The organism is Brenneria corticis, assembly GCF_003115855.1.
GTDB lineage: Bacteria > Pseudomonadota > Gammaproteobacteria > Enterobacterales > Enterobacteriaceae > Brenneria > Brenneria corticis.
Genome location: NZ_KZ819083.1, coordinates 19,085 through 31,637 on the forward strand (window position 1 = coordinate 19,085; position 12,553 = coordinate 31,637).

The 12,553-nt window shown below is 56.9% G+C and carries 10 protein-coding genes; 2 read left to right on the plus strand and 8 right to left on the minus strand.

What is annotated here, in order from left to right; translation table 11 throughout:
• Positions 1-10: 10 nt before the first annotated feature.
• Together cysI and cysJ are read right to left on the minus strand one after the other, a co-directional pair.
• A complete protein-coding gene (gene cysI, locus DDT56_RS14525) occupies positions 11-1,744 on the minus strand; it encodes an assimilatory sulfite reductase (NADPH) hemoprotein subunit (protein WP_136167158.1) in 1,734 nt (577 codons plus the stop codon).
• Positions 1,744-3,582: an NADPH-dependent assimilatory sulfite reductase flavoprotein subunit gene (cysJ, locus tag DDT56_RS14530; RefSeq protein WP_136167159.1), complete on the minus strand. Its 1,839-nt coding sequence runs from the start codon at positions 3,580-3,582 to the stop codon at positions 1,744-1,746. The genes cysI and cysJ overlap by 1 nt, the downstream gene beginning before the upstream one ends.
• Before the next feature lie 340 nt (positions 3,583-3,922).
• Between cysJ and queD the strand changes: the two genes are divergently transcribed.
• Positions 3,923-4,285: a 6-carboxytetrahydropterin synthase QueD gene (gene queD, locus DDT56_RS14535; RefSeq protein WP_136167160.1), complete on the plus strand. Its 363-nt coding sequence runs from the start codon at positions 3,923-3,925 to the stop codon at positions 4,283-4,285.
• Between the two features lie 169 nt (positions 4,286-4,454).
• Here queD and queE read toward each other — a convergent pair whose 3' ends face one another.
• Positions 4,455-5,126, minus strand: a complete 672-nt coding sequence (gene queE, locus DDT56_RS14540) for a 7-carboxy-7-deazaguanine synthase QueE (RefSeq protein WP_136167161.1) — start codon at positions 5,124-5,126, stop codon at positions 4,455-4,457.
• 200 nt (positions 5,127-5,326) lie between these two features.
• Between queE and DDT56_RS14545 the strand changes: the two genes are divergently transcribed.
• Positions 5,327-6,307, plus strand: a complete 981-nt coding sequence (locus tag DDT56_RS14545; RefSeq protein WP_136167162.1) for an MBL fold metallo-hydrolase — start codon at positions 5,327-5,329, stop codon at positions 6,305-6,307.
• A 44-nt stretch (positions 6,308-6,351) separates the two neighbouring features.
• Here the strand turns inward: DDT56_RS14545 and bglB are convergent, their stop codons facing one another.
• The 5 genes from bglB to DDT56_RS14570 form a co-directional block, all read right to left on the minus strand.
• Positions 6,352-7,491: a beta-galactosidase BglB gene (gene bglB, locus DDT56_RS14550; protein WP_136167163.1), complete on the minus strand. Its 1,140-nt coding sequence runs from the start codon at positions 7,489-7,491 to the stop codon at positions 6,352-6,354.
• A gap of 29 nt (positions 7,492-7,520) precedes the next feature.
• The gene (locus DDT56_RS14555; RefSeq protein WP_136167164.1) at positions 7,521-9,080 is read right to left on the minus strand and encodes an MFS transporter; all 1,560 of its coding nucleotides are present in this window, start codon (positions 9,078-9,080) and stop codon (positions 7,521-7,523) included.
• A gap of 366 nt (positions 9,081-9,446) precedes the next feature.
• Positions 9,447-10,754, minus strand: coding sequence for a TRAP transporter large permease (locus DDT56_RS14560; protein ID WP_136167165.1), 1,308 nt, complete (start codon positions 10,752-10,754; stop codon positions 9,447-9,449).
• The gene (locus DDT56_RS14565; protein ID WP_136167166.1) at positions 10,747-11,277 is read right to left on the minus strand and encodes a TRAP transporter small permease; all 531 of its coding nucleotides are present in this window, start codon (positions 11,275-11,277) and stop codon (positions 10,747-10,749) included. The genes DDT56_RS14560 and DDT56_RS14565 overlap by 8 nt, the downstream gene beginning before the upstream one ends.
• 57 nt (positions 11,278-11,334) lie before the next feature.
• Entirely contained in the window at positions 11,335-12,327 is a 993-nt protein-coding gene (locus tag DDT56_RS14570) for a TRAP transporter substrate-binding protein (RefSeq protein ID WP_136167270.1), read from the minus strand.
• Positions 12,328-12,553: the final 226 nt, after the last annotated feature.

The window sequence follows — 12,553 nt, forward strand, 5'->3', positions numbered from 1 at the left end:
GGATCTCCTGTCAGTCATAGAAGTCACGCGCCGGATCCAGCACCGGTTTAATGATATTGGCACGGATGGTGAAATCGCCAAAGCCTTCATTATCGTTGCGCTCTTTCGCCCAGCGTCCGACAAGCCGATCTATTTCGCCGAGGATTTCCGCCTCGTTGATATTCTCGCGGTACATGCGCGGGATCCTCGTCCCCTCGCGGTTACCGCCCAGATGCAGGTTATAGCGTCCGATGGCTTTCCCCACCAGGCCGATCTCCGCCAGCAACGCCCGGCCGCAGCCGTTGGGGCACCCGGTCACGCGCAGGATGATATGTTCGTCCCCCACGCCATGCTGCTGCATGATATTTTCAACCTTGGTCACAAACTCCGGCAGGAAACGTTCCGCTTCCGCCATCGCCAGCGGACAGGTGGGATAAGAGACGCAGGCCATGGAGTTTTTACGCTGTTCCGTCACCGCGTCGTCTATCAGACCATGCTGGCGCGCCAGCGCTTCAATCTTCGCCTTGCTGCGCGTCGGCACCCCGGCGACGATCAGGTTCTGATTCGCCGTCAGACGGAAATCGCCTTTATGGATTTTAGCAATTTCCGCCAGCCCGGTTTTTAACGGGCGGCCGGGATAGTCAAGAATACGGCCGTTTTCGATAAACAGCGTCAGATGCCATTTATTATCGATGCCTTTCACCCAGCCGATGCGATCGCCGCGGCCGGTAAATTCATACGGACGAATGGCTTCAAACTTCACGCCGGCGCGCCTTTCCACTTCCTGTTTGAAGGTCTCCACGCCCACGCGCTCCAGCGTGTACTTGGTTTTGGCGTTTTTGCGGTTGGTGCGATTCCCCCAGTCGCGCTGGGTGGTGACCACCGCTTCGGCGATTTCCAGCGTATGTTCAACCGGAATATAGCCCAGTTCGCTGGCGGTGCGCGCATAGGTCGCCTTATCGCCGTGGGCGATCGACAGCCCGCCGCCCACCAGCACGTTGAACCCCACCAGCCGGCCGTTATCGGCAATGGCGACAAAGTTGAGATCGTTGGCGTGCAGATCCACATCGTTCTGCGGCGGGATCACCACGGTGGTCTTGAACTTGCGCGGCAGATAGGTCGCCCCCAGAATCGGCTCCTCGTCCGTGGTCTCCACCTTCTCCTGATCCAGCCAGATCTCGGCATAGGCGCGGGTGCGCGGCAGAAGATGTTCGGAAATTTTCTTCGCCCACGCATACGCCTGCTGATGCAGTTCGGACTCCACCGGGTTCGAGGTGCACATCACGTTGCGGTTAACGTCGTTGGCGGTGGCCAGCGAGTCCAGCCCCACGCTGTTCAGCAGCTTATGCGCCGGTTTCACATTCGGTTTGAGAATGCCGTGGAACTGGAACGTCTGGCGGTTGGTCAGCCGGATACTGCCGTACAGCGTGTTGTCGGCGGCGAATTTATCGATGCCGAGCCACTGCTGAGGCGTGATGACCCCGCCCGGCAAACGGCAGCGCAGCATCATGGCATGGCGCGGCTCCAGTTTCTGCTCGGCGCGTTCGGCGCGGATATCGCGGTCGTCCTGCTGATACATGCCGTGAAAACGGATCAGCAAAAAGTTATCGCCGTTGAAACCGCCGGTCAGGCCGTCCTGTAAATCATCGGCGATGGTGCCGCGAAGAAAGTTGCTTTCCTTCTTAAGGCGTTCGGCATCAGCGAGTTTCCCTTCCACCACTAACGGGCCGGGATGTTTTTCACTTGCAGACAATTTTTCACTCATTAGTACACATCTCGCTGATAACGGCGCTCAAGGCGCAAATCACTCAAAAATTCGTCGGCCTGCTCGGCATCCATGCCACCGTGCTCGGCCACCACGTCCAGCAACGCCTGCTCGACGTCTTTCGCCATGCGATTGGCATCGCCGCAGACATAAATATGGGCGCCATCCTGCAGCCAGCGCCAGACTTCCGCGCCTTTTTCCCGCAGTTTGTCCTGTACGTAAATCTTGTGCGCCTGATCGCGCGACCAGGCCAGATCGATATGGGTCAGCAGCCCCTCTTTCACATAGCGCTGCCATTCAACCTGATAGAGGAAATCCTCGGTAAAGTGCGGATTGCCGAAAAACAGCCAGTTCTTGCCGCCGGCGCCATCGGCCTCGCGCTGTTGCATAAAGGCGCGGAACGGGGCGATGCCGGTGCCGGGGCCAATCATGATCACCGGCGCATCCGGGTTGGCGGGCAGGCGGAAATTATCATTATGTTCGATAAATACCCGAACGGCGTCGTCTTCCTGCAGCCGATCGGCCAGATAGCCGGACGCGCCGCCGGCGCGGGGACGGCCGTCGACGTCATAGCGCACCACCCCCACCGTTATATGCACTTCGCTCTCCGCTTCCGCCTGCGAAGAGGCGATGGAATACAGGCGCGGCGTCAGCGGACGCAACAGGCCGACCAACTGCTCGGCGCTCAGCTCCGCCGGCGCCTGGCGCACCATATCCACCAGCGGCGTACGCTGGGCGTACCGCTGCAATGCGGGCTTATCGCCCGCCAGCGCCAGCAGCGTTTCATCCCGCGCCAGGGCGGCATATTTTTCCACAATCGGCGCCGTATTCTGCGTCAGTTCAAAATGGCTGAGCAGCGCCTGCGCCAACGGCAGCGTTTTACCGTCGACGCTTACCGGCTCATCCCCTTTCAACCATAGTAGCTCAAGCAGTTCCTGCACCAGAGCCGGGTCGTTTTCAAACCAGACGCCCAGCGCGTCTCCCGGTTGGTAGCGCAGGCCGGAATCGCCCAGATCGATTTCAATATGGCGCACGTCTTTTTCCGAATTGCGGCCGGTGATTTTCTGATTAACCGCAAACAGCGCCTGTAGCGGCGCTTCCTTGCTGTACGGGCTGCTGGTGATTTCATCCAGCGCGCCGCCGGCGCTGGCCTGAGCCACCGCATCGCCCTGCGCGGGCGCCCGCGCCTGAAGCACATCCACCACCTGGCGGCGCCACTGTTCCGCCTGGGCCTGATAATCCACGTCGGCATCAACGCGATCCAGCAGCCGCTCCGCGCCCAATTCGGCCAGACGGCTGTCAAAGTCCTTGCCGGCCTTGCTGAAGAATTCGTAGGAGGTATCGCCCAGACCGAACACCGCAAAGGCGGTCTCTTTCAGCTGCGGCGCTTTTTTGGAGAACAGGAACTTATGCAACGCCACGGCTTCTTCCGGCGGCTCCCCTTCCCCCTGGGTCGAGGTCACAATCAGCAGCAGTTTTTCCTGGGCGATTTGCTTGAATTTGTAGTCGCCGGCGTTCACCAGATTCACCGCCAGCTTGGCGCTCAGCAGGTCATCCCGCAGCTGTTCGGCCACCCGCCGGGCATTGCCGGTCTGCGAGGCGGAAATGAGGGTGATGCTTTGAACGGGAACCGAGATCGTCGACGATACACCCGCACTCGCGGCCGTCGGCGCCGCGCCGGGCAGCTGTTGTCCCGTCGGCTGCTGTAGCAGGCCCCAAAAATAACCTGACAGCCAGGCCAGCTGCGTAGGTGAAAAATCACCGGTCGCCGCCTGTAGACGCGTTAATTGCTCCGCACTCAACGGGAGCAACGAAGTCGGAGAAACCGGAGTTGTCATTATGATCTCTATTTCCTTGTGCTTATGCCGGGGTAATACAATTCATGCGATAAAAGTGAATGGAATCTAAGGGTAACCACCCGCATCTTAACAATTAAAGAAATGATGGACATATAAAATAACCAAAATGACTAAATGGTTTTTCTGATAATCCTTATTGCTTAAAGTGTTATAGGCCGTATGTTATCGCGCTGCCGGACGATAAGCATCCGCGCGGAAATGCCGGCGGTGCTTTCCCGCACCGTGGAGATAGGTGCTTCACAGGGCAATTTCCGGTAGTATGCGACGGTTTTTGAGTCGTAATTTGAAAAGCTATTTTTGAGAAACCGGGATCATCGCCATGGCTACCACGCTATTTAAAGATTTTCAGTTCGAAGCCGCCCACCGCCTGCCCCACGTTCCGGCCGGGCATAAATGCGGACGCCTGCACGGACACTCCTTTATGGTTCGACTGGAAATTACCGGCGAAGTGGATGCGCACACCGGCTGGGTGATGGATTTCGCCGAATTAAAAGCCGCGTTTAAACCAACGTGGGAAAGGCTGGATCACCACTACCTGAATGATATTCCCGGTCTGGAGAATCCGACCAGCGAAGTGCTGGCCCAGTGGATCTGGCAACAGGTAAAACCGGCATTGCCTGAACTGAGCGCGGTGATGGTAAAAGAAACCTGCACCGCGGGCTGCGTGTATAAGGGTGAGTAAGCGGGCGTTCCCAGCAACGCCGAGCCGCCTGCGCCAGCAGATCCCCGCCTACTGCAGCGGGGATGACCGGAGGTGGGATTTCGGGGATGACCGATGGTCATAGTCGGGATGACCGGTGACCATAATCGGGATGTCCGGTGGTCATAGCCCGGATAACGGGTTTGCAAGGCTAGGCGATATTCAAATATTTATGCGTTTGCATGGAAAGCCGCCAGTTGCGGGCGATACAGGTGGCGATGCACAGTTTGGTCGCCTCCGCTTTCTGGCTGATGGGCTGTAGCGCCACAATGCGCGGCTTGTCATCTTCCAGCCGGGCCAGCAGGGCGTCCAGATCGTCGATATCGCGCTCGCGGGCGACCGGATGTTTGATTTCATCCGCCCGCTGCAATGCCTGATCGATAACCTTCATGCCGCCGCGCATATTCACCTTCGGGGAGACCGTCACCCAGGTTTTGGGCGAGCAGCGCACCTCATGGGTGCCGCTGGTTTCTATCTGGCAGCTAAACCCCTGCTTTTCCAGCAGCAGCGTCAGCGGCGCCAGGTCGTGAATGCAGGGTTCTCCGCCGGTGATGACGATATGGCGCGCGGTATAGCCTTCGCGCGCGATCAGATCCGCCACATCCTGTGCGCTGGCGGCGCCCCAGCCGTCGTTTTCCTGCGTTTTCACCAGCACCTGATCCAGCGGAATTTCCCGCTGCGCCAGCTTGTCCCAGGTATGTTTGGTATCGCACCAGCTACAGCCGACCGGGCACCCCTGCAGGCGCACGAATACCGCCGGGACGCCGGTAAAATAGCCTTCGCCCTGTAACGTCTGGAACATTTCATTAATCGGGTACTGCATGTTTTTCACTATACCGGTTACTTAAAAACGCATTATCGCAGATCGCCGATAACACGCCAAACCTTGCGCCGCGATCGCCGTGCGGCAAGCGCTGGCGGCCTTCGATTTGAGTAATGGCGCGACCCGGTTAATACTCAACGGGCAGTATTGATGCTTTTCCAACCGTCGCCACGCTGACGACTCAACAAGGAAAGAAAAACATGAATCAAATGAAATCGCTCGCCTTACTATTGCTGGCGTTTATTTCCGTCCCCGTTATCGCCACGGCGCAGCCGGTTGCCCAGATAAAAACCCAGGCGGGTTTTTACCGGCTACTGCTGGGGCAATTTGAAATTACCGCCTTGGCCGACGGCACCAACGCCATGCCGGTAGATAAACTGCTGGCGCGCGCCTCGGCGGAGCAAATCAACAGCCTGCTGGCGCAACAGTCGCTGGCCGCGCCCGTCGATACCTCGATCAATGCCTATCTGATTAATACCGGAAAAAACCTGATTCTGGTGGATACCGGCAATGGCACGCTGGGCAATCCGTCCGTCGGCAAGGTGGTGAATAACCTCAAAGCCGCCGGCTATACGCCGGAACAGGTGGATAGCGTCCTCATCACCCATCTGCACGGCGACCACTTCGGCGGCCTGGTTAACGATGGCAAACTCGCCTTCCCCAACGCCACCGTCTACGTCAGCCAGGCCGAGACCGACTATTGGCTCAGCGAAGCGAATCTGCAACAGGCCGCCGACGATCGCAAGCCGGCTTTCCAACGGGTGCAGGAGACGTTCCGTATCATTACGGCGGCCGATAAGCTGAAAACCTTTACCGGCGAACAAGCGCTCTTCAGCGGCATCACGCCGCAGCCGACCCCCGGACACACGCCCGGCCATACCGCTTTCCTGACGGAGAGCGATGGCGAGAAGTTACTGCTGTGGGGCGATATCATTCACGTCGCGGCGGTACAGTTCCCGCTGCCGGCAACCACCATCAGTTTTGATTCCGATATGGACGCGGCGGCGCAAACCCGCCATAAGGTGCTGGAGGATGCCGCCAGTCAGGGTTACCTGGTGGCGGGTTCGCATATTTCCTTCCCCGGCATCGGCCGCGTCAAGGCGGTAAAAACCGATGACGGCAAGCCGAACGGCTATCGCTGGGTGCCGATTAACTACAGCGTGGCCGGGCTGACGCAGTAAGCCCGCCGGCGGACATCCCGCGTACCGGGGATGTCCGCCCGTGATTACAGGTAAACCCGCAGATATTCCGCCAGACAGAGGATCGCCATCGCCTGTCCGTACGGCATGGAGGTCAGCGCGATTTCACGGTAAAAATCGAGATCGTTGCCCATCGCGGTGCCGAACGAAACCTGCGTCAGCTCTCCCTCGGCGTTGACGTGGTTTATCACGCCGCGAATCGCTTTCTCCGCCACCGCCGCATAGCGCTGGTCCACATAGCGCTTGCGCACCGCTTTTAAGATGCCGTAGGCGAAGCCGGCGGTCGCCGAGCTTTCCAGATAGGATTGCGGATCGTCAATCAGCGTGTGCCACAGACCGCTGTCATCCTGATATTTCGCCAGCGCCTCAATCTGGCTTTCCAGCACCTGCAGCAGGAAACGGCGCGTGGCATTGCGCTCCGGCAGATCCAGCAGTTCGATAAACTCGGGGATCGCCACCGTCAGCCAGCTATTGCCCCTCGCCCAGCGCGCCTTGGCGAAGTTGTGCTGTTCTGCGAACGTCCAGCCGTGGAACCACAGACCGCTTTCGCGATCCATCAGATACTGGACGTGCAGCAGGAACTGATAGGTCGCTTCTTCCACAAACTCCGGACGGTTCAACAGCTTGCCGATTTTCGCCAGCGGCAACACGCTCATCATCAGCGTGTCGTCCCACAGTTGCTCGGTATTCTCACTGTTATAGACAATATGCTGCAACCCGCGCTTCCGGGTGCGCGGCATTTCATACATCACCCATTCGGCCCAGCGCTCCAGATACGGCAGCCAGCGGGGATCGCGCGTTTCCTCGTAGCGGTAGGCCAGCGTCAGGAAAGGACAAACGGTGTTGACATTCTTGGTCGGCGTGCCCTCGGCGAGCCGCGCGGCGAACCAGTCGTCGATAATGGCCCGCATCTGCTCGTCGCCGGTTTGCTGGTAATACTGATAAATACCGTACAACCCGATGCCGTGCGTCCATTCCCAGCCTGCCCAACCCTTGGTATCAATCACCCGGCCGTCGTCCAGCCGTAACAGAAACTCGCCGGTTTTGTCTTCAATATTCACCAGATTATCGGTGATGCGGCAAATCAGCGCCTTCAGATCCTCTCGGGAAATAAAACGTTCGGGCTGACGTAAAAGCGGGCTGTGTTTTACACTGAATACGGTCATAGTCAATTATCCTATTACGTTATCGTTTATCAGGACTGGGTAGCATGGGTGGCGGATATCTTCGCCTTATGACGGTTGAGATAGCCGACATTATTGTTGCCCCACAGCGACTCATAAGGCATGCCGGCCAACATTTCGACGGTCGCCTTGGCCTGCGGGGTAATATTTTCAGGCACCGGCCGGCCGGCTTCGCGCATCTTCTGCGTTTCTTCGCGCAGTACGCTATGCGTCTGCAGATTGAGCTTAAAGCGCAGGGAAACCAGGAAGCCCAGCGCCAGCACCCCGACGGTGCCGAAACTGAGGATCATCAGGATGGTATGGCTGACGCCCGGCGTCTGTACGCTCTGTCCTGAGACAAAGCCGGACAATTGCAGCACGATCCCCACCAGCATTACCGCGCCGGCCTGAGAAGCCTTACGGGTCAGGGTCATGATGCCGGCGAAAATCCCTTCGCGGCGCTGCGCGGTAATCACTTCATCCACATCGGCGATATAGGTATAGGTGTTCCAGGGAACGTAGTTAATGCCGCCGCGGCCCAGGCCGGCCAACGCGGAAATCAGCAGCAGCAGCGAGAAGGCGTCATGCATGCCGCTGTACCAGAGGACGGCGTAAGAGATGGCGCTAATCCCGAACAGGCACACCACCAGGCGGTAAGACGGCGCGGGCCCGAAACGGATGCACAGCGGGATCATGCCGATAACCGAGATAAATTGCAGGATCGCCATGGTGCCCATCAGGTTGGAGGCCATCGTCGGGCTCTGCATCAACACAAAGACCACGTAATAGGTAAAGACGGCGTTGAACACGTCCTGCGCGATATAGCCGCCCAGATACATGCCCAGATGCTGACGGAAAATACGGATACGCAGCGTCGACAACAGTTCGACGTTCAAACGTTTCAGGCTGTCAACCAGCGAGAGGGACTGGCGCTCCTTTTCCGCCCGCAGAGAAGCCTCGGACATTTGATCCCGTGGCCGTTCCCAGGTAAATAGGTAGACCAGCGTCAGCACCAATGCGCAGATAACGGAGAACACCAGGCTGGAATAGAAGAACGAGACGGCGTTGTCCTTACCAAAGTGGCTGAGCAGAATACCGGGCAGAAAGGCGGCCAGAATGGCGGAAAGCTGCGCCAGCGCGATACGCGCGCCGGAGAATTTGGTTTTCTGCTTAAAGTCGTCGGTCATTTCCGGCACCAGCGTTTCATACGGCACCAGAATCATGGTGTAGACGATATCGAACAGCAGATAGGTCAGCAGGTAGTACCAGTATCCCATATCGCCGACCCACATAAAGCTGTAGCTGAACACGCAGGGGATGCCGAGCAGGATAAAGAATTTACGCCGGCCGAAGCGTTTGCCCAGCCAGGTGGAACCGAAGTTGTCGGTCAGGAAGCCCATCAGCGGGCTGACGACGGCGTCCAGCACCCGGGCCATGGCAAAAATAAACGTAGCTTCAATGGGCGTCAGGCCGCAGAAGGTGGTGTAGAAATAAAGCAGCCAGGCCGCCGTCAGCGCCGTGGTGCCGGCCCCAAGAAAGTCACCCGAGCCATAGGCTAAATAGTTAGCCAACCCGATCTTACGTGTTTTCATTACCATCCTTCCCGGTCATTGTGTTTATAAACGTTGCGCGGCAGGGGGCCCTTGCCGCTATTTTCATAAGCTACCCCTCGACCAGCCGGAAAACCTTTGTCCTTTTGCCACCCCCCGTAATGCACTGGCAGCCGAAAGAAGAACATGGCGATCGGCTTCAAAGTTTTTATAAAAAGGCATTTTATATTTAAAAAACCACAAGTCCGATTAATGTAATAACCAACGAAAAGGAATGCACGCCCAGGGATGGCGTTTTGCGAACGGGAGCAATATCCGGGGGGTGGAAAACACGAAAACGGCTCTGCAACGAGCCGTTGATTATTGCGCGGACAGCGGCGGGAGCCGGTTCTTCCCGTGGGCGGGTGATTACATCACGCCAAGCAACCGTGGTAAAAACAGGGTCAATTCGGGTAGGTAAGTGATAAGCAACAACACCGCGATAATGGCGGCGTAAAACGGAATCAACGCCTTGATCAACGCTTCCACCTTCACCTGTCCAACGCTGGCGCCGACGTACAGACCGCTGCCGGTAGGGGGCGTAATGGTGCCGATGGCCAGGTTGTAGACCAGCAGAATGCCGAAATGCACCGGATCAACCCCGAGTTGCTGCACTATCGGCAATAAAATCGGAGTGAAAATCAAAATGCCGGGCCCGATATCCATAAACATGCCGATGATCAACAAGAAAATCATCACCACCAGCAGGATCACTTCCGGGCTGTCCGAGATCCCCAGTATCATGGTGCTGAGCGCCGCCGGAATGCCGGTCATCGACATGGCGAACGACATGGCGGAAGAGGTCGCCAGCAGAAACATGATAACGCCCGTCATCGAGAAGGTCTGGATAAGAACCCTGGGCACATCTTTCCAGGACAGCGTCTTATACAGGAACAGCGTCAGCCAGGCGGTATAGACCACGGCGACCGCAGAGGCTTCGATGGCGGTGAAGATCCCCCACACAATGCCGCCGATAATAATGAACACCAGCAGCAGGCTGGGGAGCGCATCGCGCGTTACCTTCCAGGCCACGCCCTTTTGCAGCACGAAGAAGCTGGTGTAATTATGGCGTTTGGCAATCACATAGGTCACCAGCATACAACCGGCGCCCCACAATACGCCCGCCACCAGCCCGGCGGAAAACAGCGCGGCGATGGAAGTTCCGCCGCTGGCCAGCGCATACAGAATGAAGCCGGTGCTTGGCGGAGTCAGCATCCCGGTCGGCGCGGAGGCGGTATTGACGGCGGAGGCGAAGTCGCGGTTATACCCCTCCCGGGCGCTCATCGGCACCATCACGCCGCCGATGGATATCGACGCCGCAATCGCCGAACTGGAAACCGCGCCGAACATCATGTTGCCGACGATATTGGTGTAGGAGTGCGAACCGGGAATACGGCCGGTAAAAAGTTTGGCGAAATTCACCAACCGGGCGGCAATGCCGCCGTTGTTCATGATCACCCCGGAAAGAACAAAAAATGGTACGGCGAGCAGCGCAAAACTGTCCAGACTGGAAAACATCTTCTGCGCGGTGGTGAACATCGCGATATCAAACGGCAACACCAGCATAATGGTGGCGCCGGAGGCGATAACGATACACAGACCGATGGGCGTTCCCAAAGCAAGCAATACCACAAAAATACCCACCAGCACGCTGGCCGCGATCATCGGATCAATCATGCCGACCTCCTTCTACCGTAGGGTCCTGTGCCGCATCCGCGGCCCTCTTGCCGGGCGGCGTTCCTCTGAGCATGTCGACGATATTCAACAGGCAATAAATAATCGTCAGCACGCCGGACAGCGGCAGGGCGTAATACACCTTACCCATCGAAACCTGCAGGCTGGGGGAGATCTGCATCATGGCGGTGGCCGATACGCGCCAGCCGCCGATAATCATGATGTAGATCGCAAACAGAATAAACACCACCTGAATGACGATGTTCCAGCCGACGGTCAGTTTCTTGGGACATTTGTCCAGCAACAGCGTCAGACTGATATGCTCATGCTTGCCCGCGACGTAAGCCACGCCGATGACGGACAGCCAGACCAGGGAAAAACGCAAAAACTCTTCGGAGAAGGTGCTGGGCGCGTTGAATATATAACGGCTGACCACCTGCCAGCAGGCGATTGCCACCATGACGATAATCAGACAGCAGCCAAAAACCTCAATGATCTTATCCAGCCATTTTCGAATGATATTCATAAGATCCTCAACCATCATGCCGTAGCGGAGAAGGGCTCCCCTTCCCCATGGTGAAATTTATTGACTCGCCTGGCTGATTTTCTGATACAGCTCATAAACCTGAGGCTTGCCTTGCAGTTTTTCATAAATGGGTTGCACCGCGGCTTTGAAGGGTTCGGTATCAATGTTGAAAAACTCGACGCCGAATTGTTTCTGCGCCTGTACCCGCGCTTTATCGATCTCTTCGCGCCAGGCTTTTTTCTCCACGTTTATTGATTCATCGATAGCCTCCTGCAACGCCTGCAACTGCTCCGGCGTCAACTTGGTTTTGGTCAGGTTGCTCATGATGACGATATCGGGAATGCGGGTGTGCATGTCATAGGTATAATATTTGGCGACTTCGCCGTGGCGGGCGATGGTGAGGGCGAATTCATTATTCTCCGCGCCGTCGATGATGCCCTGCTGCAGGGAGGTATAAACCTCACCCTGACTCATGGCGATGGCGGAAGCGCCAAGCAGTTTTATGGTCGCGATGGAGGTTTCACTTTGCATCACGCGAATTTTCTTCCCTTTCAAATCGTTGATGCTCTTGATCGGGGCCTTGCTGGTATAAAAGTTGCGCGCGCCCGAGTCATACCAGGCTACGCCGGTAAAACCCTGCGCCTCCGTGGAACGGTACACCGGCCCCATAATTTCCGGGTTATCCATCACCCGATAGAAACGGTCCTGATCCTTAAAGAGGTAGGGTAATGAAAAGACGCCGTACAGCGGCGAAAAGCTTTCCAGCAGACCCGACGACACTTTCGTCAAATCGATAGCGCCGACCTGCGTCATCTCAACCAACTCCCGTTCACCGCCGAGCTGGCTGTCGGGGAAATACTGAATCTTCACTTCGCCATTGGTTTTTTGCTCAACGGCTTTTCCGATGTATTGCAGGGCCTGTTTCACCGGCTCGCTGTTTTCCGCATACGCCAGTTTAAGCACGGTTGCCGCGTAAGCGCCGTGACCGAGCGAGACGAGCAGGGCCGCGGAAATCAGTTTCAACAGAACAGAGGTTTTAGCTATTTTCATCGCCATCTTTCTCCTATCGTTTTCTTTATTATGTTGCTGACACGGCAAACGCCGCCTGCCGTCGAGCCACTGTAACCAGCGCATATAGGGAAAACCTTTGCGTTTTTGCCACCTTCAGTCTGACGTTGGCAAAATTATCAAGAGCGAGTCGATCGAACTCATGCTTTTATCAAAAAGGCGTTTTGGATTTTAAAAAACCAGGGATTAATAAACGTGTTACGTTGTT